We start from the raw sequence: 26,515 nt of genomic DNA, 5'->3' as shown, positions 1-26,515 counted from the left end.
CCGCAATCTGCCAATCCCAGTAAATTTGCCATGTAATTAAACCTTATGTATAACTTTAAATAAGAAACGAATGAAAAAAATTTCAATCTTATTCATGTTGCTGCTCGGCATCACTTCATTGCATGCACAGCAATTCAACATTACGGGTACTGTGATTGACAAAAAGCTCAATGAGCCAATCATCGGTGCCACTGTTCAAGTAAAAGGGACAAACAACGGAACCGTCACAAATCTGGATGGTGAGTTCGCCCTAAAAAATGTTGCAAAAGGAAGTGTATTAAACGTGTCTTATATAGGATACGTAACTCAGTCAATTTCCCTCAATGGTGCCCAAACATCTTTCAGGATTGAATTAAGTGAGGATTCAAAAACACTTGATGAAGTAGTGGTAGTCGGTTTTGGTACCCAAAAGAAAGTAAACTTAACCGGAGCCGTTGCCAGTGTAGATACCAAAGCACTGGCTTCTCGCCCGGTATCACAGGTGGGACAAGCCCTGCAAGGAGTAGTTCCGGGATTAAACCTGTCCACCCCTGATTTAGGAGGACAGTTGGGACAAACAATGAACGTAAACATCCGTGGAACAGGTACTATTGGTAAAGGATCAAGTGCCTCACCACTTATCTTGATCGACGGAATGGAAGGTAACATGAACAATCTGAATCCGGAAGACATTGAAAACATCTCTGTACTAAAAGATGCCGCTTCTTCTTCCATTTATGGATCACGTGCCGCATTCGGTGTTATCCTGATCACCACTAAAAAGGGTAAAGCGGGTAAAATGCAGGTAAACTACAACAACAGTTTCCGCTATTCCGGACCAACTAATCTTCCTAACCAAATCGATTCGTATCGCTTTGCCAATTATTTCAATGAAGCATCTATCAACCAAGGTGGTAGTGCAATATTTGATGAAGAGACCATAGACCGTATCCAGAAGTATATGGCAGGTGAAATTACAACAACTACCATAGCTAACGGCAACAATTGGCATTTCCACGAGAAAGCCAATGATAACGTAAACTGGTGGAAAAAGCATTTTCAATGGGCCTGGTCAAATGAACACAATATCAGCCTGAACGGAGGTACAGAAAAATTGCAATACTACGTTTCGGGCAGTTACCTGAATCAGGACGGTAACCTCCGTTACGGTAACGATAATTACAAACGCTATAATGCAACAGCAAAAGTAAATGCGCAAATTAATAAATACGTAGACTTCAACATAAACACCAAATTCGTTCGTTTTGATCTTGACAATCCTATTTATCTTGAAGAAGGTGGACTCCTTTATCATGATATTGCCCGCATGTGGCCTATGATGCCTTTTAAAGACCCGAACGGCTATTATATGAGGAATGGTAAACTCAGCCAATTGACTGACGGCGGACGTGCCAAAACACACAATGACAATATTTACCTTCAGGGACAATTGGTGATTCACCCTATGAAAGGTTGGAATATCTATGCAGAAGCAGGAATGCGGGTTATCAACCAAAATAAACAAACAAACCTAAACCCCATCTACGAGCACGATGTAAACGGTAACCCGTTGGCATTGGCTTTCAGCGGCAGTTATTCTCCAGGATCCTCTTTTGCACGCTCAGCCTACCAAAATAGCAATTTTTACACAACAAGTGTATATACTGATTACACATTACAAATAAAAGACCATTACTTCAAGGCATTGGTCGGAATGAATACCGAAGAATATATTTATCGCGAACTCGCAGCCCAGCGTCCTGATGTAATCAGCAGTCTTGTTCCGGAAATCAGTGCAGCGACAGGAGAAGACAAGATTAATAGTTCCAAATACAATGACTGGTCCACAGCCGGATTCTTCGGACGCCTCAACTATGCTTATAAAGACCGTTATATGGCTGAAGTAAATGTTCGTTACGACGGTTCTTCCCGCTTCTTGAGAGATCAGCGCTGGAACGTATTTCCTTCTTTCTCTTTAGGATGGAATGTAGCCCGTGAATCATTCTTTGAACCAATCAACGATATTATTGGCACACTGAAACCTCGTGTTTCATGGGGTATGTTAGGTAACCAGAACACAGACTCTTACTATCCGTTCTATCTGACACAAAGTGTAACAGCCAACGGTGGCAACTGGTTAATGGACGGCAGCAGACCAACAACAGCCGGAGTTCCCGGAATGGTCAGTAGCACACTTACATGGGAGAAAATCTATAATACCAATTTCGGTATCGATCTCGGCATGTTCAACAATCGTCTGAACATGACTTTTGAATACTTCATCCGCAGAACCAAAGATATGGTAGGACCGGCAGCCGAAGTAGGTGCTATTTTAGGAACTTCACTACCCAACACCAACAATGCTGAATTAAAAAATAAGGGATGGGAACTACAGGCTAACTGGAGAGATAATATCGGAAAAGTAAACTATAATGTAGGATTCAATCTTTCTGACAACCGTGCCAAAGTCATTTCATATCCTAACGCTTCTAAAGCTCTGTGGGATGCAAACGGCAACGCCCTTTATTACAATGGAATGACTATCGGAGAGATATGGGGATACGAAACCGAAGGTATTGCCCATACAGATGCTCAAATGACGGAATGGTTGGCTAACAATGACCAAAGTAAGATAGGTTCTGCCTGGGGAGCAGGTGATATTATGTACCGGGACCTCAATGGCGATGGCGTAGTAGACAAAGGAAATAGTACAGCAACAGATCATGGTGATTTAAAGAAAATCGGGAACAGTACTCCCCGCTTTCGTTTCGGATTGAGCTTAGGAGCTGACTGGAAAGGCTTTGATGTCCAGATGTTCTTCCAAGGTGTCATGAAACGTGATCTTTGGTTGAGCGGTCCGATGTTCTGGGGAGCAGACGGTGGCGAGTGGCAATCTGTAGGTTTCGACGAACATCTCGATTATTTCCGTCCTGAAAACACAACTTCTATATTCGGAGCAAATGTCGATTCATACTATCCCAAAGCATATCTGGGTGATAAAGGAAACAAAAACAAGCAGACTCAAACACGCTATTTGCAGAACGGTGCTTATATGCGTATGAAAAATCTGCAAATCGGATATACATTCCCCAAAGCCTGGATGAATAAAGCAAAAATTGAAAAGCTCCGTGTTTATGTCAGCGGTGAGAACTTATTTACAATTAGTGGTATCGCCGATATGTTCGACCCTGAAGCAACTGCCGGTAACGGATTCAGTAACGGAAAGACCTACCCATTGTCAAAGACTATTTCATTTGGTTTAAATATAACTCTTTAAAAAGCAAGTATAATGAAAAAGAATCTATTATATATTTTTAGTTTAGCAAGTGTTTTATGCTCTTGCAATGATTTTCTCGATAAAGAGCCATTGGATGCCGTACCTACCGACAAATATCTGTTGGCAGAAAGTGATTTGGCGGCTTATTCGGCTAATTTGTATGACCAACTTCCATCCCACACTCCGGGACAATACAGTATGGGAGTATTTGCTACTGATAACAACAGTGATAACCAAGCTGCAAGTAACCCCAACAGTTCGTTTGTAAAAGGAGAAACTCGTGTAGCTCAAAGTGGTGGCGCCTGGGATTTCGGTAAAATTCGAAATGTAAATTACTTCATCAACAAAGTACGCCCTCGCCTGGAAGCTGGCGAACTAAGTGGAATGGAAGCTAATAACATGCATTATCTGGGAGAGATGTATTTCTTCCGTGCCTACATTTATTACACCAAGTTAGTTGCTCTCGGAGACTTCCCTATCCTAAAACAATGGATTTCGGAAGACTATGAAACGGTCAGGGAAGCAAGTAAACGTCGCCCGCGTAATGAAGTGGCACGCTTCATTTTACAAGATCTGGATTCTGCTTACTATTACATGAAAACAACTGCTCCTATGAGTAACCGTCTAAACAAAGATTGTGCTGCTTTATTGAAAAGCCGTGTAGCTCTCTTCGAAGGCACTTGGGAAAAGTATCATAAAGGAACTGCCCGCGTTCCGGGAGGCCCGGGATGGCCCGGAGCAGAAAAGGATTATCTGAAGGATTTCACGATTGACATCGATTCTGAAATCAAATTCTTCTTGACAGAGGCAAAAGAAGCCGCCCAAATTGTTGCAGATAAGTATCCGTTGTTCAATGATTATCCGTCACTATTCAACAGCCAATCATTAAGCAATGCTTCGGAAGTATTACTGTGGAGAGCTTATGATGCCAGCCTGACTCCTTCTGTGAATCACTTCGTAGTAGGATATATTCAGCGTAATGGAGGAGGTAACACCGGATGGACACGCAGTATGATGCAAACTTACCTGATGGAAAACGGATTACCTATTTATGCCGGCAATTCCGGTTATCAAGGAGATAAATCTTATGAAGCAGTTGCAACCGACCGTGACCCACGTCTGACATACAATACTTTATTACCTGGTGATCTATTATCAGAAGGAGGCAGCAATATCGAATATCTGGTCAAAGGATATGGCTATTATTACCGTGCACCAATTGTACTTGGACAGAATGAAAACAAATGTCCTACCGGCTATTCTGTAAAAAAAGGACTGACAACAGATGCTGCACAAGGTCCGACTCTGCCTTCAACTACAGCATGCGTTGTATTCCGGGCTGCAGAAGCATACCTGAATTATATGGAAGCAGATTATGAACTGAATAACTCACTCGATGCCAACAGTGATAAATACTGGAAAGCCCTCCGCAGCCGCGCAGGAATGGATACCGATTATCAGAAAACAATCAATGCGACAGATTTGAGTAAGGAACTGGATTTTGCCCGCTATTCCGGTTCAGAGTTTGTATCAAACACTTTGTATAACATCCGTCGGGAACGCCGTATTGAGTTTGCAGCCGAAGGGCTTCGTCTGAACGATTTGAAACGCTGGCGCTCACTGGATATGATGCAAAATTATCATGTTGAAGGATTCGATTTGTGGAGCGAAAACTATCAACGCTACACAACTCCCAATCCGGCACCAACAGCAGACGTCACTCTCTCTGTTATTAACCTGATAGAATCAGGGAACGCCAATGCCAATGTGTCAGCAAAATCAGAAAGCCAGTACCTGCGTCCTTACCGGATTAATACAAATAACATAGCCTATAACGGCTATAACTGGAACCAGAATAAATACCTGAATCCGATAGCCTTCGACCACTTCCGTCTGACAACAGCAGAAGAAGGGTCTACAGACTATACCACCTCCACAATTTATCAAAATCCGGGATGGAAGATAGAAACCAGCAGTCTCCCCGATGGAGATTAGTTTTCAGTAGATTAGATATCCGATAACCAACAGGACCTCCTCAAAAAAGTGCGGGGAGGTCTTGTTTCTTTCACCAAAAATTGTATTTTTATAGAAAAGATGTAACTTTACAGCATTATGAAAAAGATTATCCCTCAAACACTGCTTACCTTGCCTATCTTGGCCACAGGACTACAGGCACAGGAAAAGCAAACTCCCCCCAATCTGGTCTTCATTATGGCCGATCAATATCGAGGAGACGCAATGGGATGCATAGGCAAAGAGCCTGTACAAACCCCCAGTTTAGACCAACTTGCTGCCGAAGGTATCAATTTCACCAATGCTGTCAGTGGCTATCCGGTGTCATCGCCTGCGAGAGGAATGTTGATGACCGGTATGTACCCCATCTCCAGCAAGGTAACCGGTAACTGCAATTCTGCCACAGCCCCGTACGGAGTGGAACTCCCACAAGACGCCCGGTGCTGGAGTGATGTACTTAAAGATCAGGGATACAACACCGGATATATCGGAAAGTGGCACCTGGATGCCCCTTACAAACCCTACGTAGATACTTACAACAACCGCGGAAAAGTGGCATGGAATGAATGGTGTCCGCCCGAACGTCGCCACGGTTTTGAACATTGGATAGCATACGGAACGTACGACTATCACCTTAAACCCATGTACTGGAATACAACTGCCCCACGGGACAGCTTCTACTACGTCAACCAATGGGGACCGGAATATGAAGCAGATAAAGCCATCGAGTACATCAACGAACAAAAGAACAAGAAACAGCCGTTTGCACTGGTTGTATCAATGAATCCGCCCCACACGGGATACGAACTGGTACCGGACCGATACAAAGAGATATACAAAAATCTGGATGTAGAAGCTCTCTGCAAAGACCGTCCGGATATTCCGGCAAAAGGCACGGAAATGGGAGACTACTTCCGTAACAACATCCGCAATTACTATGCCTGCATCACAGGGGTAGACGAAAATGTAGGACGCATTATCGAAGCATTGAAACAAAATCATCTGTTCGATAATACCATCGTGGTCTTCACTTCCGACCATGGCATCTGCATGGGTGCTCACGAAAATGCCGGAAAAGATATTTTCTACGAAGAATCAATGCGCATTCCGATGATCATCTCCTGGCCGGATCAAATCAAACCCCGCCGGGATGATAAACTGATGATTGCCTTTGCCGACCTATACCCTTCTCTACTTTCTATGATGGGATTTCAAAAGGAAATACCCTCTACCGTACAGACATTTGATTTGGGCAACGCAATAATAACCGGAGAACCGAAAGAGATTGTCCAGCCTTACTACTTCGTGAAATATGACAATCACGCAACCGGCTACCGCGGGCTACGTACCGACCGATATACTTACGTGGTTCATGCCACCGATGGTAAAATCGATAAAGTGATCCTTTTCGACCGTAACAACGATCCGTATGAAATGGACAACATAGCCAACCAACAACCCGAACTGATACGGAAATTCAGCCGGCAGTTGCAAGCATGGCTTACCCAAACCAATGATCCATTTGCAAATTATATAACCCCTTAACCACCATGAACAAACTTAATTACACCCTACTCTTACTCTTTTTTTCTACCTATTGTGTGGCTCAACAAAGTAACATTCCCGTGCCCAAACCTCTTCAAATGAAATGGCACGAGGCTGAAATGGGAGCTGTGTTCCACTATGACCTTCATGTATTCGACGGAATACGTTATGGACAAGGCAACAACCGTATCAACCCGATAGAAGACTACAACATCTTTAATCCGACCGAATTGAACACTGACCAGTGGGTACAAGCAGCCAAAGCCGCCGGATGCAAATTTGCCGTACTTACCGCAACCCACGAAACCGGTTTCGGGCTATGGCAAAGTGACGTAAACCCATATTGCCTCAAAGCTGTGAAATGGAGAGACGGAAAAGGAGACATTGTCCGTGATTTCGTAAACTCCTGCCGCAAATATGGATTACAACCCGGAATTTATATCGGTATCCGTTGGAACTCTCTGCTGGGTATTCATAACTTTAAAGCCGAAGGAGAAGGTGAATTCGCCCATAACCGCCAGGCCTGGTACAAACGCTTGTGCGAAAAGATGGTGACAGAACTTTGCACCCGATACGGTGACCTTTATATGATCTGGTTTGACGGTGGAGCAGATGATCCCCGGGGAGACGGTCCGGATGTAGAGCCGATAGTCAATAAATATCAGCCCAATTGCCTCTTCTACCATAACATAGACCGTGCCGACTTTCGTTGGGGAGGTTCTGAATCGGGGACAGTGGGATATCCTTGTTGGTCTACCTTCCCGGCTCCCTGCTCACATCACAAAAGGATAGAAAGCAATGTCAACCAACTTGAGTTGCTGAAGCATGGTGACAAAGACGGAAAATATTGGGTACCCGCCATGGCCGATACTCCCCTGCGAGGAGCTAACGGACGTCATGAATGGTTCTGGGAACCGGATGACGAAAATAACATTTATTCGCTGGATGTGTTGATGAATATGTACGAGAAGTCCGTCGGACGTAATGCAACCCTGATTGTCGGACTGACTCCCGATCCGACCGGTCTGATTCCCGCAGGTGACGAACAACGCCTCAAAGAGTGGGGTGAAGAAATCAACCGCCGTTTTACTTCACCTCTGGCACAGACTTCAGGACAAAAGAAGAGCCTGACTCTGAACCTGAAATCCAAGCAATCGGTCAATTACTGCATTATTCAGGAAAACATAAAAAACGGAGAACGCATCCGCCAATATAAAATCGAAGCTAAAGTAGACGGAAAATGGAAAACCGTATGTACCGGAGAATCCGTAGGGCACAAGCGGATCGAGAAATTCGATCCCATTGAAGCAACGGCATTACGGCTGACAGTGCTGCAATCCATTGCCCTGCCCGATATTACAAACTTCAGTGCTTTCTCCGTAAATTAACCACAAGAATGAAGAAACATTTCATCATGAGTTTGCTTGCTTTAGCGGGTATGGTCTTCTCCGGAACGACCATACTCGCACAAAGCACGTTTATCTATGAAAAAGGTAAATCGTTCAAAGATGTAAATGCCTGTCAGATTCCGGAACCTCTCCGGATTGACGGGACATCTGCGCCGATCATGTACACAGAAACGGTTCCCGACAATCAATCTACTCTTTGCTACAACATTCAGCTGCCTGCTTATGTACGAGGTGCATTTTTCAGCAGAGACTCCCGTCCCGGCGACTTCGAGTGGCCTAATAACACCAACCGGCTCTTGCCCTGGATGTTCGGTCGGTTGAAAGACCTTACACAGGAAAACTACCCCGGTATTCCTTCAAATGCACGTCCTTCCACTTTGGGAGACGCATTGTTACTACAACTCGCCGATGGCAATTACCTCTTCGTAAAAGCTCTGTCCGGAGATAATAGTCTCAGTTGGTTCCAGATAAACAAAGACGGTTCCCTGAACCTCTATGTATCCACACTCGGATGCGACCGCCTCTCGGGTAAAGTGCCGGTAGCATTAACTCAAAATGCCGGCAGCATTTATCAGGTACTCCGTCAGGCTTACGAAACACTGATAGCAGACCATAAAACTTCCGCACTGCAAAAGCGTACGGACAAAGAGTATTTCGAAGCACTGAATTACCTCGGATGGTGTACGTGGGAACATTATCACTACGATATTGACGAAACTAAAATACTGAATGATCTCGATGCCATCGAAGCGTCCGGCATCCCCGTACGCTATGTGCTGATCGATGACGGGCACATAGCCAACAGACAACGCCAACTGATGAGCTTTGTTCCCGATCCGAAGCGTTTCCCTAACGGATGGAATAAAATCATGGCTCGCAAGAACAAAGACAGAATCCGCTGGATGGGATTATGGTACGCCCTTTCAGGATACTGGGCAGGAATATCTTCCGACAATGACTTCCCGGCAGATATAAAGCAAAGCCTCTACACGTTCAACGGGAGCCTGTTACCCGGCAAAAGCCCCCGGAACATCGATAATTTTTACCGGTACTACGTACGTTCGCTAAAGAACAACGGATTCGATTTTCTCAAAATAGACAATCAGGCGTTCACCTTACCTCTCTATATGGGTGGGACAGAAGTTGTCCGGCAGGCTAAAGAATGCAATCTGGCACTGGAAAGGCAGACACACGACCAACAGGTAGGGCTGATGAACTGCATGGCACAAAACACTCTCAATACTGACCATACATTGTATAGCGGAGTAACCCGCGTCAGCATCGATTACAAAAAGTATGATGAAGACATGGCTAAATCCCATCTTTTCCAATCGTACACCAATACCCTGTTGCAAGGACAGACAGTGTGGCCGGATCATGACATGTTTCATTCCAGCGACACGATCTGCGGCAGCCTGATGGCACGATCGAAAGCCATCTCCGGCGGACCGGTTTATCTTTCGGATTCACCGAAAGAATTTGTCAGTGAAAACATCTTCCCACTGATTGACAACAACGGAAAGATATTCCGTCCGGCAGCACCTGCCATACCGACTCCCGAATCAATCCTTACCAACCCGTTACAGGATGGAAAGGCATATCGGGTATTTGCTCCCACGGGAGATGAAGCAGTAAGCATCATCTGCTACAATCTGAACACTTCTTCCAAATACCGGGAAGTGACAGCCGGAATTGCCAAAGAAGATTATCTGTTACGAGAAACCCTTACCGGAAAACCGGACATGACCTCCTCCGGGCGGATACTCCTGTTCGACTGGAAGGCTCGGACAGCCACCGAACTGACTTCGGCATATCCCGTGAAACTTGAGGGATTTACAGACGAACTGTTCCATTTATGCCCCATCCGCAACGGTTGGGCCGTAATCGGCATACAAGAGAAGTATCTGTCTCCCGCAACCGTAGAGATCCTCTCCTCCACACCGGACCAACTGACTCTCAATGTACTTTGCCCCGGAACCTTAAAAGTATGGGCAGAGACTTCCGGAGGACAGGAACTAAGAAGTATCCGGATCAAAACTCCCGGAGAAATAACCCTCAAAAAGTAATACTCTAAATATATATCACGATGAATAAAAAACTAATCATTCCCTTCGCACTGGCTCCATTGGCTGCCCCTGCTCTGCAAGCACAGAGCCAACAGTCCGACGGACGCATGGACACACGTCCCAACATCATCCTTTTCATGGTGGATGACATGGGGTGGCAGGATACCTCGCTACCTTTCTGGACACAAAAAACGCACTATAATGAAGTGTACGAAACCCCTAACATGGAACGTCTTGCCAAACAAGGCGTAATGTTCACGCAGGCCTATGCCAGCAGTATCAGTTCGCCTACCCGCTGCAGCCTGATTACGGGAACGAATGCCGCCCGTCACCGGGTGACAAACTGGACCTATCCCAAAGGTCAGCAAACAGACCGTCCGAGCGATGTATTCAATGTAGCGGACTGGAACGTTAACGGTGTTTGTCAGGTCCCCAACATCGACCATACTTTCCAGGCGACCTCGCTGGCAGAAATTCTGAAAGACAATGGCTACCATACGATTCATTGCGGAAAAGCACACTTCGGCGCAGTGAATACTCCGGGAGAGAGTCCTTATCACATGGGATTTGAAGTGAACATTGCCGGACATGCAGGAGGCGGACTGGCCAGTTATCTGGGTGAAAACAATTATGGAAACCGGACGGACGGAAAGCCGAATCCTTGGTTTGCCGTTCCGGGACTGGATAAATACTGGGGAACAGACACTTTTGTAAGTGAAGCACTGACTCTGGAAGCCATAAAAGCACTGAACCACGCCAAAGAATACAATCAGCCTTTCTTCCTTTACATGGCACACTACGCCATTCATGTTCCCATCGATAAAGACAAACGTTTCTACCAAAAATACATCGACAAAGGACTGACTCCTAAAGAAGCCGCTTACGCCGCCCTGATTGAGGGTATGGACAAGAGTTTAGGCGACCTGATGGACTGGTTGGATAAAAACGGAGAAGCAGACAATACCATCGTCATCTTTATGAGTGACAACGGAGGATTGTCCAGCGAACCGGGATGGCGTGACGGCAAATTACATACGCAAAACTCTCCACTCAACAGCGGCAAAGGTTCTGCTTACGAAGGTGGTGTGCGCGAACCGATGATCGTACGTTGGCCCGGTGTAGTGAAACCGGATACCAAATGTGACAAGTATCTGATTATCGAGGATTTCTATCCTTCCATTCTTGAGATGGCACAAGTGAAGCATTACAAAACTGTTCAGCCGATTGATGGTATCAGCTTTATCCCGCTATTAAAGCAGACAGGCGACCCTTCGAAAGGACGCAGCCTGTATTGGAACTTCCCGAACCATTGGGGTAACGACGGTCCGGGTATAGGCCCGACTTGTACGGTACGTAAAGGAGACTGGAAGTTGATTTATTATTATGAAAACGGTAAGAAAGAGCTGTTCAACATTCCTCAAGATATAGGTGAAAAGAATAATCTGGCAGCCCAGCATCCGGATATCGTAAAACACCTGTCAAAAGATCTGGGTAACTATCTGCGTAAAGTCGGCGGACAACGCCCATCGTTCAAAGCCACCGGAAAACCATGCCCCTGGCCGGACGAAATCAAATAACCGCGCGAATAGACGCAACTTTATAAAAGAGGAAAACTGAAGCCCCGTAGAACCTTCAGTTTTCCTCTTTACTTATTAAACAATAGACAAAACAGCTTCCGCCTTATCCACTATAAAATCAGGACAGAACGATTCAAGCTCCGTACGGGGGCGGAATCCCCACGTGACTCCACAGGAAGTAACCCCGCTATTGATAGCCGTCTGCATATCTACTCCCGAATCGCCGATATACAATACTTCTTCTTTCGGTACATCGGCTATCTGCAGGATATCATATACCACAGTGGGATCCGGCTTTACCTTCACACCTTCACGCTGGCCAAATACGGCAACGAACCGTATCCCGGGGAAATAATGTGCAATCAGTTTCTCGGTGGCTGCCTGATATTTGTTGGAAGCCACGGCCAATTTGTGGCCTTTATTCTGCAATGCTTCCAGTAATTCCGAAATTCCCGGGTAAGGACGACTCTCGTCAGCATTATGCCGATCGTAGTGCAAAAGAAATTCTTTACGGACACGGAGCACATTCTCTTCCGTCTTCTCTCCTTCGGGCAATGCACGCTCAAACAACTTATTGATACCGTTGCCCACCATAAAGTTATAGGAAGCAACTTCGTGAGTAGGGTATCCCAAAACTTGCAAAGCATGATTCGTACTATGTGCCAGATCGGCGATGGTATTCAATAAAGTACCATCCAAATCGAATATTATCAGTTTTTTCATCTCTTTATATCTCTATGTTTACGACAAAGATACGGATAATCCAGCGCTAACTTTACTGTCATCCCACCGACAAGCTTTATAATAATTGTTAACGGGAAGACGACAGTGACAAAAAAGGGATTGAATTTTGAGGGATAAGGCTCTTATACACGTATTTATTAGTAACTATCTATTTATTCTGATGCTTTAAAAACACATCTGTATGAAACAGCCGATAAGACAACGATTAGAATCATTGGACGCTTTAAGAGGACTGGACCTCTTTTTTCTGGTGGCATTAGGCCCCTTGTTAAGAACTTTAGTCAGAGCCATAGACTCTCCCCATCTGGATGGAGTAAACTGGTGCCTGCGACACGTCGACTGGATCGGCTTTTCCCCGTGGGATTTAATCATGCCCTTATTTCTTTTCATGTCCGGAATCTCTATCCCATTCGCTCTATCCCGATTCAAAGGGGAGGCAGACAAGAGTAAACTGATCTATCGGTTATGTAAGCGAGTACTGTTACTCTGGATTTTCGGCATGATGTGCCAAGGTAACCTATTGTCTTTTGATCCCGATCATCTGTATCTGTATACAAACACTCTGCAATCCATCGCTACGGGATATATTGCTGCTGCCTTATTGTTTCTCTATACCGGCAGAAAAACTCAAATCGTTCTCTGCGTTGCATTGCTACTCATTTATTGGGCTGCCATGAAGTTCATCAGCATCGATGGCTACGGAGGTGGCAATTATACTCCCGAAGGTAATCTGGCAGAATGGATCGACCGGACTGTATTGGGACGTTTCCGGGACGGAGCTTCCGTAGAAAACGGAACCATCATTTTTGCTGAAGGTTACTATTATACATGGATACTGAGCAGCCTGAATTTTATAGTCACTGTAATGACCGGATTGTTTGCCGGTTACATTGCCAAAGATGCAACAGAAGGTAAACATAAGCTTCGGTTGTACTTTGGCATCGGTGCAGGCATGGTTCTCGCAGGCTGGACATGGGGACTCGTATTTCCAGTTATCAAAACCATATGGACCAGTTCGATGGTACTGGTCAGCAGTGGTTATTGCTTCCTGCTGATGGGACTGTTTTATTACTGGATCGATTATAAACAACACCGCTCTCACCTGACGCTGCTGAAAGTATATGGAATGAACTCTATCCTCGCCTACTTGCTGGATTGCATCTTCGATTTCCGATGCATAGGAAATTCACTGTTTTATGGGCTCGAACCTTATATGGGTGCCTACTATCCTGTATTAATTTCTTTAGTCAGCATATCTATCGTATATGTCATCTTATGGCTGCTCTACCAACGCTCCATCTTTTTGAGAGTATAGAGAACTAAGGACAATAACTTCGTTGACAGGCCGACACCGTTATCATAATATTTGTTAACAGGAATACGGAATCAGTCCGGAAAACTTCTTTTTCAAAGAAAATATTTTAAGTTTGTGAAATAGCACCCCAAAGGGAAGAATATGAACTTAAAAAAAGAAAGGAGATGCCTATGGGATCAAAGAAAACTGACTTAATGCGTATTTCATATTTTGTAGTCATCGTGATACTGGTATGCCTGATAGGTAACCTCAAAGATCTTTGGCTGCAATCGTGGACCGACCTGATCATCTATCTGATAGTTCTGTTTGCCGCCGCCGAATGTTTGTTCAGTACGTTCGCACGTATCCGTGCCGCCGGAGAGCGGAAACAACCCCGTTGGCTGACTTCTGTCTCCTTACTGATTTACGGAATCTTTTTCTTCGGAACTCTATTTTTTATCGGAGATTTCTTAATAAACAAGTTATGATAAAAAACAATCTATTCAAAGGGATGTGCCTGTTATGGCTACTGCTGGCGGCAACCCCTGTATTGCAAGCACAGGATCGTATGCAACAGGCATCCGAACTGCTCGACCGACTGATTGCAGGTAAAGGAGACAGTGTGTATGTGCATCTGGACGATAACATCCGGAAAATGCTTTCCGTTGAAATGCTGAACGGACTATTCAAGCAATTAGAACAACAAGTAGGTAAGTACCAGTCGCACGGAGAGTGGAAAAACGAACAAATAAACGGTATGACTATTTATTACTGCGACGCTAAATTCGAACGTATTCCACTACGTTTTCTCACAGCATTCAATCCGGACGGAAAGGTGAATACCATTCGTTTCGTACCTGTTCCGGCTACAAATGCCACTCCCCCGACAGCATCGGTACAAGATAAAATAAAAGAAACAGACATACAAATTTGTACGGGAAGCTTTAAGCTTCCCGGCACACTGACTCTTCCTAAAAACGGCAAAAACCTGCCGGTAGTCATTTTAGTACATGGCTCGGGTCCCAACGACCGCGACGAAACGGTAGGAGTCAACAAACCTTTCCGGGACTTAGCGTACGGATTGGCCGAGCGCGGAATAGCCGTGATCCGTTACGATAAGCGCACCAAAGTGTATGGAGCCGATAGCGCGCCTGCGGGCAAAGAAATTACTTTCGATGAAGAATCGGTAGATGACGCCCTTTCGGCAGTAAAGCTTGCCGAATCAATACCGACTATAGATCCCGGACGAATTTACATCCTCGGACATAGTCTGGGGGGAACTCTGGCTCCCCGCATCGCCCAATGTAGCGATAAAACTCCGGCAGGAATTATTTTACTCGCAGGCGCCGCCCGTCCGCTTGAAGATCTGTTCATAAGTCAAGTAAAATATCTCGCCTCTGCACTCCCATCCACAAACGATATTCAAAAAGACATAGCTCAGTTACAAAAACAAGTGGACAATGTGAAAAAGCTGGATACAGATACGTTCGATATCACCATTCCTTTACCCATGAATCTTCCACACGCTTACTGGGCATTTGCCAATCAATATAAGCCTTTGGAAGTAGTTCGCAAACTGGCTCTCCCCATACTCGTCCTTCAAGGCGAACGTGATTACCAGGTCACCATGCATGATTTCGATTTATGGCACACCGCTCTGGCAGGGAATCCCAAGGCAATGTTTAAAACCTATCCCCGACTCAATCATTTATTCCAGGAAGGAGAAGGTAAGTCAGTCCCCCTTGAATACAGCCGTCCCGCCCCTATTCCCGCTTATGTAATGGATGACATCGCAGCTTTCATCAACCACCCCCCAAAACGATAGTTACCGGATTCCTCTGTATCACCCGCATATCACGCACATACAGTGGCTAATCAGGAATAGGGGAATGAATAATCATCTCACCATTCTTTCAGAAACAGATGATAGTAGAAACAAGGATGTTTCGTTTATCCGTATAAGTACCTCTATGCCTCATTCTTGCAGGACAACCCTCCAATCATTTTAAACCGGATTCAGAGTCCCCGGTGCAACATTGCAACACAAAACCGGTGTCCGTTAGCAAAGCCTTAATATCATTGTGACTTTGACAAGTATCGTCTATAATTTCAAGCGGATAAATCAGAGTACAGAAAAACGAAGGAACGTATTATCCCTCTCGATATCAACAATTTCAAGACCTTCATTCTTTAGTAAGCAAAAGGTTTGATTTAACATTATGTTAAAACAAGTCTTTTGTCTGCAAAGAACAAGCCTTTTAAATGCAAAACACTTGTTCTATGCAAACAGGAAGAAAACATTTTTGAAATGGCATTAACAATGTTAACGAAAGAAGATACCACATTATAAGCCATCCCACCATCCGCAAGTTTATCGGTCCGCCTCTCTTTCCGCCCTTACCTATTAAATTTCCAATCAAAAAGATGCTCCTTCCGCTTTCTTTTACTAAATTTGCATTTAAATTTGCCCGAATCATGAAGAATGAACCAACATATAGCTTGCTAAACACTATCAATTACCCCGAAGACCTGCGCCAACTCAGTGTAGATCAGCTGCCGGAGGTATGCGATGAATTGAGGCAAGACATCATCAAGGAACTATCGTGCAACCCGGGACACTTCGCGGCCAGCCTCGGTGTAGTGGAACTGACCGTAGCACTGCATTATGTGTACAATACTCCTTACGACCGTATTGTATGGGATGTAGGCCATCAGGCTTATGGACATAAAATACTGACCGGACGACGGGAAGCCTTCTCTACGAACCGTAAACTGGGCGGAATCCGCCCTTTTCCTTCACCCGAAGAAAGCGAATATGATACATTCACTTGCGGACATGCCTCCAACTCCATCTCGGCAGCGCTCGGCATGGCAGTGGCAGCTGAACGAAAGGGAGAACGGGACCGCCATGTAGTAGCGGTAATCGGTGATGGATCCATGAGCGGCGGACTGGCTTTCGAAGGTCTGAACAATGCTTCGTCTACCGCAAACAATCTGCTGATTATACTCAACGATAACGATATGGCCATCGACCGCAGTGTAGGTGGCATGAAACAATACTTATTTAACCTCACTACCTCGAACCGCTACAATCAGTTGCGTTTCAAGACATCACGGTTGTTGTTTAAAATGGGTCTGCTCAACGAAGAGCGACGGAAAGCCCTGATACGGCTGGGCAACAGCCTGAAGTCACTGGCAGCCCAGCAACAGAACATTTTCGAGGGAATGAATATCCGTTACTTCGGCCCTATCGACGGGCACGACGTAAAGAACATAGCCCGCATCCTGCATGACATCAAAGATATGCAGGGACCCAAAATCCTGCATCTACACACCATCAAAGGAAAAGGATTCGGTCCGGCAGAGAAACAGGCCACCATATGGCATGCTCCGGGTAAATTTGACCCTGTAACGGGAAAACGGATTGTAGCCAATACAGACGGAATGCCACCGCTTTTCCAGGATGTGTTCGGTCATACACTGGCGGAACTTGCAGAAAAGAATAAACTGATTATGGGGGTCACTCCCGCCATGCCAAGCGGTTGCTCGATGAACATACTGATGGACCGCATGCCGGACCGCGCTTTCGACGTAGGCATCGCCGAAGGACATGCCGTAACCTTCTCAGGAGGTATGGCCAAAGACGGCCTGTTACCTTTCTGCAACATCTATTCATCGTTCATGCAACGGGCATACGATAATATCATTCACGACGTAGCGATACAAAAACTGAACGTAGTGTTCTGCCTCGACCGCGCCGGACTGGTAGGTGAAGACGGACCGACACACCACGGTGTGTTCGATATGGCCTATCTGCGCCCTATACCCAACCTGACCATCTCGTCACCAATGGACGAGCACGAGTTACGCCGCCTGATGTATACCGCCCAATTGCCCGACAAAGGACCTTTCGCCATCCGCTACCCTCGTGGACGGGGTTCACTCGTAGATTGGGAATGCCCGCTGGAAGAGATCCCCGTAGGAAAAGGACGCAAACTGAAGGACGGAGATGATCTGGCGGTAATCACGATTGGTCCTATCGGCAAGTTGGCTGCCCGTGCCATCGAACGTGCCGAAGCCGAAACAGGTATTTCTGTGGCACATTATGACCTGCGTTTCCTTAAGCCGCTCGATGAAGAGTTACTGCACGAAGTAGGTAAAAAGTTCCGCCACGTCATAACAGTGGAAGACGGCATTATAAAAGGCGGTATGGGATGTGCCGTACTGGAGTTCATGGCCGACAACGGATATTATCCCGAAATCAGGCGTATCGGTGTACCGGACAAGTTTATTGAACACGGATCGGTACAGCAACTCTATCACTTGTGCGGGATGGATGAAGAAGGCATTTACAAGGCAATTACTAAAAACGAATTACGGATGGACGCTCCTGTGGAAAGTTGCATGACTGCCCATTCTTAATCTCCGAGAATACGCAATAGAACCGCAATTTGCAATCAAAATGAAGATAATTATTGCTGGTGCCGGAGCTGTAGGCACACACTTGGCTAAATTACTCTCACGCGAGAAACAGGATATTATCCTGATGGATGACGACGAAGAAAAACTAAGCACACTCAGTTCGAACTTTGACCTGATGACTGTCACGGCCTCTCCTTCATCCATCTCCGGCCTGAAAGAGGTAGGCATCAAAGAGGCAGATCTCTTTATAGCCGTCACCCCCGACGAGAGCCGGAACATGACAGCATGTATGCTTGCCACCAATCTGGGAGCCGAAAAGACAGTAGCCCGCATCGACAACTACGAGTACTTGTTGCCGAAGAACAAAGAGTTTTTCCAGAAATTGGGCGTCGACTCACTGATTTACCCGGAGATGCTGGCTGCCAAGGAGATCGTATCGTCCATGCGCATGAGTTGGGTACGCCAATGGTGGGAATTCTGCGGAGGCTCACTGATCCTGATCGGTACAAAGATGCGTGAAAAAGCGGAGATACTGGACGTTACACTGGCCGAACTGGGTGCACCGGACATCCCCTACCACGTGGTAGCCATCAAACGAGGTACTGAAACCATCATTCCCCGGGGAGACGATACCATCAAGTTACACGATATCGTTTACTTCACCACAACCCGGAAATACATCCCTTACATCCGAAAAATAGCCGGAAAGGAAGAATATGCCGATGTACGCAACGTCATGATCATGGGTGGCAGCCGCATTGCCGTCCGTACGGCGCAGTATGTACCGGATTACATGCAAGTGAAAATCGTAGATAATGATATTAACCGTTGCAATCGCCTGACGGAATTACTGGATGACAAGACAATGATCATCAACGGAGACGGACGGGACATGGACTTGCTCATCGAAGAAGGGCTAAAGAATACGGAAGCTTTCGTAGCCTTGACCGGCAACTCGGAAACCAACATCCTGGCCTGCCTTGCCGCCAAACGCATGGGAGTGAGCAAAACTGTGGCCGAAGTCGAAAATATCGACTACATCGGTATGGCCGAAAGTCTGGATATCGGTACGGTAATCAACAAGAAAATGATTGCTGCCAGCCACATCTACCAGATGATGCTGGATGCGGACGTGTCGAACGTGAAATGCCTGACCTTTGCCAATGCGGACGTAGCGGAATTCACTGTACCCGAAAACGCAAAAATCACCAAAAACAAAGTGAAAGACCTGGGACTGCCCAAGGGGACTACCATCGGCGGCCTGATCCGCAATGGTGAAGGTGTACTGGTTACGGGCGACACCCTTATCCAGGCAGGCGACCACGTCGTCGTATTCTGCCTGAGCATGATGATCAAGAAGATAGAAAAGTACTTTAATTGATGGTATGATAAACTCCAAAATGATATACCGCATTACAGGTTTTCTCTTGCTGATAGAGACCGCCCTGTTACTCTGCTGTGCGGGCGTTTCGCTGATTTACGGTGAAGACGACCTGAACAGTTTCCTATTGTCGGCGGGATTGACCACTCTGGTCGGTATCCTCCTGCTTGCCGTCGGAAAAGGAGCTGAAAAACAACTCAACCGACGCGACGGATATGTCATTGTCAGTGTGGCATGGGTCGTATTCTCCCTCTTCGGAATGCTCCCGTTCTACCTTAGCCATTACATACCAAGCATTACCAACGCCTTCTTTGAGACAATGTCAGGATTCAGCAGTACCGGAGCCACCATTCTTGACGACATAGAGGCACTGCCCCACGGACTCCTTTTCTGGCGAAGCATGACACAATGGATAGGCGGACTGGGTATTGTCTTTTTTACCATTGCCGTACTGCCCATTTTCGGAGTGAGCGGCGTACAGCTTTTCGCAGCCGAATCGAGCGGACCGACTTACGATAAAGTGCACCCCCGTATCGGCGTGACGGCCAAATGGATATGGACGATTTATGCCGGACTGACAGCCATCGAAGTAATTCTGTTGTTATTCGGCGGCATGGGATTGTTTGACAGTATCTGCCATTCGTTCGCCACCACAGGTACAGGAGGCTATTCCACTAAACAAGACAGCATAGCTTACTACAACTCACCTTATATAGAATATGTAATAGGCATTTTTATGTTCCTGTCCGGAATCAACTTTACGCTGCTTCTATTATTATTTACCGGCAAGCTGAAGAAGGTATCCCAGAATGCCGAGCTGAAATGGTACGTCATGTCAGTGATTATCTTTACCGGATTCATCGCAGCGGTACTTTACCGTACTACTTCAATGGGCGCAGAAGAATCATTCCGTAAAGCTTTCTTCCAAGTAGCTTCGCTTCATACTTCCACCGGATTTGTAACGGCCGACTATATGCAATGGGTACCTGTACTCTGGGGAACCCTGACTGTCATTATGCTGATAGGTGCCTGTGCCGGAAGTACCACAGGTGGTATGAAATGCATCCGGATGGTGATTCTCACCAAGGTATCACGGAATGAGTTTAAACACATCGTACACCCGAATGCAGTGCTCCCGGTCCGGGTGAACAAACAGGTCATCTCCCCTTCCATACTCTCGACGGTACTGGCCTTCTCGTTTCTATATGCCGTTATCATCATCATCAGTGTACTATTGATGATGGCAATGGGAGTAGGCTTTACCGAATCCATCGGTACGGTGATTTCAAGTATCGGCAATATGGGTCCCGGACTGGGTAGCTGCGGCCCCGCTTATTCATGGAACGGACTTCCCGAACTGGCAAAATGGTTGTTGTCATTCCTCATGTTGCTGGGACGTCTCGAGCTGTTTACCGTACTGCTTTTATTCAGTTCAGATTTTTGGAAAAGGAATTAGAAACAAGAGGATAACCTCATTTGTTGTATAATATAGAACAATATATGATTTATTAAAAAACCTTTTTTGTCACATGGAGTTTGCAAAAGAGATGAAATTAAATTCTATATTTGCAACCGTTTAAGGAATAGAAATGAAACAAAGCTTAAAATATTATATACTGATAGCGCTTGCCGTGCTGCTTCATTCGGTAACGATGAAGGCGGCAAATACCTCTTATATAATAGAAGATCCGGATCAGGACGAATGTTTTATTTCACAAGCCGCTCCTGCAAACCGGAACATTCTGGAGCGATTCCATTTTTATTGTACCATCATGCCCTGCGAAATGGGTCATGCAGATATTTCTCATGTACCAACGGATAAAAGCTTTATCCGTCCCGAAACGGTCTTCCATAAATACAGAATGAGAAATAATCCCTTATCAGATCATTCAATCTATTCACATACATACAATCCGTCGGATCCACTGACCTACTATGTCTACGGATTAAGGAAAATCATTATTTAGGAAAGCTACAAGCTACGAACAGCGATGCCATTTGTGAACAGATTCACTTGTGTCCTGTAGCTATCAACCCTTTCTCAATCAGTTGTCACTCAGAGGTGTGACGATTTATTGCATCTTTCAGATTATTCAATCTAAACATACTATTGGATTATGAATTTTACATTGTTAGTTGTCGTTCTGCTGACCGCAATTGCCTTTGTCGGTGTGGTGATAGCCCTTTCAAACGCTATCTCACCACGATCGTATAATGCGCAAAAGTTCGAAGCGTATGAATGTGGTATCCCTACACGCGGTAAATCATGGATGCAGTTCCGCGTAGGTTACTACCTGTTTGCTATCCTGTTTCTGATGTTCGACGTCGAAACGGTATTCCTGTTTCCCTGGGCAGTGATTGCCCGCGATCTGGGACCCCAAGGATTAATTAGTATTCTCTTCTTTTTAGTTGTGTTGGTTCTGGGCCTTGCCTATGCCTGGAAGAAAGGAGCACTGGAATGGAAATAATGAAAAAGCCCAAAATAAAGTCTATCCCCTATGAAGACTTCATCGATAACGAATCGTTGGAAAAGATGGTCAAAGAACTCAATGAAGGCGGAGCCAACGTCTTCGTGGGAGTGCTTGACGATCTTATCAACTGGGGACGCAGCAACTCGCTGTGGCCGCTTACTTTCGCAACCAGCTGTTGCGGTATCGAATTCATGGCACTGGGTGCCGCGCGTTATGACATGGCCCGCTTCGGGTTTGAAGTAGCCCGTGCCAGCCCGCGACAGGCCGACATGATTATGGTATGCGGAACCATCACCAATAAAATGGCCCCGGTACTGAAGCGCCTGTATGATCAGATGGCAGATCCCAAATATGTGATTGCCGTAGGAGGATGTGCAGTGAGCGGCGGTCCGTTCCGCAAGTCCTATCATGTGGTAAACGGAGTAGACAAGATTCTTCCGGTCGATGTATACATTCCCGGATGTCCGCCCCGTCCCGAAGCATTCTATTACGGCATGATGCAACTGCAACGCAAAGTGAAGATAGAAAAATTCTTCGGAGGAGTAAACCGAAAAGAGAAGAAACCTGAGAAGGAATAAACCCAGATGCATCACAGATTCGCATTAATCATTAAAATATGGAAGAAATAAAATACATAGAACCCGCAGCACTACACGACGAGATGCTGCGTCTGCGTAACGAAAAGCAGATGGACTTTCTCGAAAGCCTGACAGGCATGGACTGGGGAGTGGCAGAGGAAGGCGACGCACCGAACGTAACCCGGGGACTTGGAGTAGTCTACCATCTGGAATCGAGCGTAACCGGCGAACGCATCGCTGTAAAAACATCCACAGATAACCGCGAAACTCCGGAAATCCCTTCCGTCAGTGACATCTGGAAAGCGGCCGACTTCAACGAACGTGAAGTATTCGACTATTATGGCATTGTATTCATCGGACATCCCGACATGAGGCGCCTTTATCTGCGTAACGACTGGGTAGGATATCCGATGCGTAAAGATAATAATCCGGAAAAGGATAACCCGTTGCGTATGGACAATGAAGAGACCTATGACACCACGCAGGAAATAGAACTGAACCCGGACGGAACTTACCAAACCCAGGAGAATGTCATCTTTGATGACCGTGAATATGTAGTCAATATCGGACCACAACACCCGGCCACCCACGGAGTAATGCGTTTCCGCGTATCGCTTGAAGGCGAAACCATCAGGAAACTCGATGCCAACTGCGGCTACATCCACCGGGGAATCGAGAAGATGAACGAAAGCCTCACCTATCCGCAAACCCTTGCACTGACCGACCGGCTCGATTATTTAGGAGCACACCAGAACCGCCATGCCCTTTGCATGTGCATCGAAAAAGCAATGGGAATCGAAGTCAGCGAACGTGTGAAGTACATCCGTACCATTATGGACGAACTTCAGCGTATCGACTCCCACCTGCTGTTCTATTCGTGCCTCGCGATGGACTTGGGAGCACTGACCGCTTTCTTCTACGGTTTCCGTGACCGTGAGATGATTCTGGACATGTTCGAAGAGACCTGTGGCGGACGTCTGATTATGAACTATAATACTATTGGTGGGGTACAAGCGGATCTACACCCGAACTTCATCCCGAGAGTGAAAAAATTCATCCCCTACATGCGTGGCATCATTCACGAATATCACGACGTATTTACCGGCAACGTCATTGCCCGGCAACGCCTGAAAGGTGTAGGCGTACTGAGCCGCGAAGATGCTATTTCCTTCGGATGCACCGGTGGTACAGGCCGTGCCAGCGGATGGGCATGCGATGTGCGCAAACGTATGCCTTATGGTGTATATGACAAAGTAGATTTTAAAGAGATCGTTTACACCGAAGGTGACTCTTTTGCCCGCTACATGGTACGTATGGATGAAATTATGGAAAGTCTGAACATCATCGAACAGTTGATAGACAACATTCCGGAAGGACCGATACAGGAGAAGATGAAACCTATCATCCGGGTGCCGGAGGGAAGTTACTACACTGCTGTCGAAGGCAGCCGAGGTGAATTCGGGGTATTCCTCGAGAGCCACGGAGACAAGACCCCCTACCGCCTGCATTACCGTTCGACGGGACTGCCGTTGGTTTCGGCTGTCGATACCATCTGCCGGGGAGCCAAGATTGCCGACCTGATCGCCATTGGCGGAACGCTGGACTATGTGGTGCCGGATATCGACAGATAAGTAAATAGTAAATCGTCTAATCGTAAATATAGCATATGTTTGACTTTAGTATAATAACAAGCTGGATACACCAGACTCTGACCTCCGTCATGCCGGAGGGGCTGGCTGTATTCATTGAATGTGTCGTAATCGGGGTGTGCATTGTGGCCCTGTATGCCATACTTGCCATTCTCCTTATTTATATGGAGCGTAAGGTATGCGGTTTCTTCCAGTGCCGTCTGGGACCGAACCGCGTAGGAAAGTGGGGAAGCATCCAGGTGCTCTGTGACGTGCTTAAGATGATGACCAAAGAAATCATCGAGCTGAAACACTCGGATAAATTCCTCTATAACCTGGCTCCGTTCATGGTGATTATCGCTTCGTTTCTCACCTTCTCCTGCCTGCCCATCAGCAAGGGGCTGGAAGTGCTGGACTTCAACGTGGGTGTATTCTTCCTGTTGGCGGCTTCGAGCATCGGTGTGGTAGGTATCCTGCTGGCCGGATGGGGCTCGAACAACAAGTTCTCACTGATCGGTGCCATGCGAAGCGGTGCACAGATCATCAGTTACGAACTGTCCGTGGGACTCAGTATCCTGACGATGGTGGTACTGATGGGTACCATGCAGTTCTCTGAAATCGTAGAGAGCCAGGCCAACGGATGGTTTATATTCAAGGGACACATCCCGGCGGTGATCGCCTTCATTATCTACCTGATAGCCGGAAACGCAGAATGTAACCGCGGCCCGTTCGACCTTCCCGAAGCGGAAAGTGAGTTGACAGCGGGCTACCATACCGAATATTCGGGTATGCACTTCGGATTCTTCTACCTGGCCGAGTACCTGAATATGTTTATCGTAGCCGCCGTAGCTGCCACTATCTTCCTCGGAGGCTGGATGCCGTTGCATATCGTCGGTCTGGACGGATTCAATGCCGTAATGGATTACATCCCGGGCTTCATCTGGTTCTTTGGCAAGGCATTCTTCGTGGTATTCCTGCTGATGTGGATCAAGTGGACTTTTCCACGTCTGCGCATTGATCAGATATTGAATCTGGAATGGAAATATTTAGTGCCCATTTCGATGGTCAATCTGGTAATCATGGTATTAATCGTAGTCTTCGGACTGCACTTCTAACCCGGAGGACTGAAAAATGAAGAATGAAGAATATACATATTTAGGTGGCCTGATGCAAGGCATCGGCTCCCTGCTGACGGGTATGAAAACCACCATCAAGGTGTATTTCCGGAAGAAAGTAACCGAACAATACCCGGAAAACCGTGCAGAACTCAAGATGTTCGACCGTTTCCGCGGTACATTGACCATGCCTCACAACGAAAACAATGAGCATCGCTGCGTAGCCTGCGGACTGTGCCAGATGGCATGTCCGAATGATACCATCAAAGTGACCAGTGAGACCGTTGAAACGGAAGAGGGTAAAAAGAAGAAAATACTGGCAAAGTATGAGTACGACCTCGGCTCGTGTATCTTCTGCCAGCTATGTGTCAATGCCTGCCCGCACGACGCAATCACCTTCGACCAGGTATTTGAGCATGCCGTATTCGACCGGAGCAAGCTCATCCTGCAGCTCAATCACGAAGGCAGTAAAGTAATCGAAAAGAAAAAAGAATAAAAGAATATGGGACTTACACTTGAAACAGTAGTATTCTACTTTCTGGCAGTGTTCATCATTGCCATGTCCATACTGACGGTGACTACACAACGCATCGTACGTTCGGCCACCTATCTGCTGTTTGTGCTTTTCGGCACAGCAGGCATCTACTTTCTGTTGGGGTATACTTTCCTCGGATCGGTACAGATCATGGTCTATGCCGGAGGTATTGTGGTGCTCTACGTATTCTCCATCCTGCTGACGAGTGGAGAAGGCGACCGGGCGGCTCACCTGAAACAGAGTAAATTCCTGGCGGGACTCGCCACGACCATAGTAGGCGCGGCACTGGTGCTCTTTATCACACTGACCCACAAATTCGTACCGACAAGCGATCCGGAACCGGTAGAAATCAGTATCAAGACCATCGGGCATGCACTGCTAAGCAGCGGCAAATATGGATATGTATTGCCTTTCGAAGCAGTCAGCATACTGTTGCTGGCTTGTATCGTAGGCGGATTATTAATTGCACGTAAAAGATAGA

Annotated in this window: 20 protein-coding genes; 19 read left to right on the top strand and 1 reads right to left on the bottom strand. The window is 46.4% G+C overall.

What is annotated here, in order from left to right; genetic code table 11:
- Positions 1-70 precede the first annotated feature (70 nt).
- The 6 genes from G7Y45_RS07485 to G7Y45_RS07460 all read left to right on the top strand — a co-directional run bounded on the left by G7Y45_RS07485 (position 71) and on the right by G7Y45_RS07460 (position 11,866).
- The gene (locus G7Y45_RS07485; protein WP_005810229.1) at positions 71-3,256 is read left to right on the top strand and encodes a TonB-dependent receptor; all 3,186 of its coding nucleotides are present in this window, start codon (positions 71-73) and stop codon (positions 3,254-3,256) included.
- 12 nt (positions 3,257-3,268) lie between these two features.
- Entirely contained in the window at positions 3,269-5,251 is a 1,983-nt protein-coding gene (locus G7Y45_RS07480) for a RagB/SusD family nutrient uptake outer membrane protein (protein WP_022011960.1), read from the top strand.
- Positions 5,252-5,368: 117 nt separating this feature from the next.
- On the top strand, positions 5,369-6,814 hold the full coding sequence (locus G7Y45_RS07475) for a sulfatase (RefSeq protein WP_122329766.1): 1,446 nt from the start codon (positions 5,369-5,371) through the stop codon (positions 6,812-6,814).
- A gap of 5 nt (positions 6,815-6,819) precedes the next feature.
- Complete coding sequence (locus G7Y45_RS07470) at positions 6,820-8,202, top strand: alpha-L-fucosidase (RefSeq protein WP_165016893.1); 1,383 nt, start codon at positions 6,820-6,822, stop codon at positions 8,200-8,202.
- Between the two features lie 8 nt (positions 8,203-8,210).
- Positions 8,211-10,289, top strand: a complete 2,079-nt coding sequence (locus G7Y45_RS07465; protein ID WP_165016896.1) for a Sip1-related alpha-galactosidase — start codon at positions 8,211-8,213, stop codon at positions 10,287-10,289.
- Positions 10,290-10,309: 20 nt separating this feature from the next.
- Positions 10,310-11,866, top strand: coding sequence for a sulfatase (locus G7Y45_RS07460; RefSeq protein ID WP_005775601.1), 1,557 nt, complete (start codon positions 10,310-10,312; stop codon positions 11,864-11,866).
- Between the two features lie 75 nt (positions 11,867-11,941).
- Here the strand turns inward: G7Y45_RS07460 and G7Y45_RS07455 are convergent, their stop codons facing one another.
- The gene (locus G7Y45_RS07455) at positions 11,942-12,589 is read right to left on the bottom strand and encodes an HAD family hydrolase (RefSeq protein WP_165016899.1); all 648 of its coding nucleotides are present in this window, start codon (positions 12,587-12,589) and stop codon (positions 11,942-11,944) included.
- A 202-nt stretch (positions 12,590-12,791) separates the two neighbouring features.
- Here G7Y45_RS07455 and G7Y45_RS07450 point away from each other — a divergent pair, with 202 nt between their 5' ends.
- The 13 genes from G7Y45_RS07450 to G7Y45_RS07390 all read left to right on the top strand — a co-directional run bounded on the left by G7Y45_RS07450 (position 12,792) and on the right by G7Y45_RS07390 (position 26,514).
- Entirely contained in the window at positions 12,792-13,925 is a 1,134-nt protein-coding gene (locus tag G7Y45_RS07450) for an acyltransferase family protein (RefSeq protein ID WP_005775597.1), read from the top strand.
- 170 nt (positions 13,926-14,095) lie between these two features.
- Positions 14,096-14,392, top strand: coding sequence for a hypothetical protein (locus G7Y45_RS07445; RefSeq protein ID WP_032531193.1), 297 nt, complete (start codon positions 14,096-14,098; stop codon positions 14,390-14,392).
- Entirely contained in the window at positions 14,389-15,729 is a 1,341-nt protein-coding gene (locus G7Y45_RS07440; RefSeq protein ID WP_005818455.1) for an alpha/beta fold hydrolase, read from the top strand. Before G7Y45_RS07445 ends, G7Y45_RS07440 begins: the two co-directional genes overlap by 4 nt.
- Positions 15,730-16,379: 650 nt before the next feature.
- Positions 16,380-18,326 (top strand): 1-deoxy-D-xylulose-5-phosphate synthase, encoded by a 1,947-nt coding sequence (gene dxs, locus G7Y45_RS07435; protein WP_005818453.1) that lies wholly within the window; start codon positions 16,380-16,382, stop codon positions 18,324-18,326.
- A 40-nt stretch (positions 18,327-18,366) separates the two neighbouring features.
- Positions 18,367-19,707: a Trk system potassium transporter TrkA gene (gene trkA / locus G7Y45_RS07430; protein WP_005775589.1), complete on the top strand. Its 1,341-nt coding sequence runs from the start codon at positions 18,367-18,369 to the stop codon at positions 19,705-19,707.
- 4 nt (positions 19,708-19,711) lie between these two features.
- Positions 19,712-21,163, top strand: a complete 1,452-nt coding sequence (locus G7Y45_RS07425; protein ID WP_005775588.1) for a TrkH family potassium uptake protein — start codon at positions 19,712-19,714, stop codon at positions 21,161-21,163.
- A gap of 133 nt (positions 21,164-21,296) precedes the next feature.
- Complete coding sequence (locus tag G7Y45_RS07420; protein WP_005775587.1) at positions 21,297-21,674, top strand: hypothetical protein; 378 nt, start codon at positions 21,297-21,299, stop codon at positions 21,672-21,674.
- 150 nt (positions 21,675-21,824) lie between these two features.
- Positions 21,825-22,175: an NADH-quinone oxidoreductase subunit A gene (locus tag G7Y45_RS07415; protein ID WP_005775585.1), complete on the top strand. Its 351-nt coding sequence runs from the start codon at positions 21,825-21,827 to the stop codon at positions 22,173-22,175.
- Entirely contained in the window at positions 22,166-22,756 is a 591-nt protein-coding gene (locus G7Y45_RS07410; protein WP_032531159.1) for an NADH-quinone oxidoreductase subunit B, read from the top strand. The genes G7Y45_RS07415 and G7Y45_RS07410 overlap by 10 nt, the downstream gene beginning before the upstream one ends.
- Before the next feature lie 38 nt (positions 22,757-22,794).
- Complete coding sequence (locus tag G7Y45_RS07405; protein ID WP_032540834.1) at positions 22,795-24,387, top strand: NADH-quinone oxidoreductase subunit D; 1,593 nt, start codon at positions 22,795-22,797, stop codon at positions 24,385-24,387.
- Positions 24,388-24,422: 35 nt separating this feature from the next.
- A complete protein-coding gene (gene nuoH, locus G7Y45_RS07400; RefSeq protein ID WP_005775582.1) occupies positions 24,423-25,499 on the top strand; it encodes an NADH-quinone oxidoreductase subunit NuoH in 1,077 nt (358 codons plus the stop codon).
- 16 nt (positions 25,500-25,515) lie between these two features.
- Positions 25,516-25,995, top strand: a complete 480-nt coding sequence (locus tag G7Y45_RS07395; RefSeq protein WP_005775581.1) for an NADH-quinone oxidoreductase subunit I — start codon at positions 25,516-25,518, stop codon at positions 25,993-25,995.
- Positions 25,996-26,001: 6 nt separating this feature from the next.
- A complete protein-coding gene (locus tag G7Y45_RS07390; RefSeq protein WP_165016902.1) occupies positions 26,002-26,514 on the top strand; it encodes an NADH-quinone oxidoreductase subunit J in 513 nt (170 codons plus the stop codon).
- The last annotated feature ends 1 nt before the right edge of the window (position 26,515 follow it).

Source organism: Bacteroides sp. ZJ-18 (genome assembly GCF_011038705.2).
In the GTDB taxonomy this organism is placed as follows: domain Bacteria; phylum Bacteroidota; class Bacteroidia; order Bacteroidales; family Bacteroidaceae; genus Bacteroides; species Bacteroides hominis.
The sequence above is the reverse complement of the archived record's forward strand: the minus strand, read 5'-3'. Positions and strand labels throughout refer to the sequence as shown.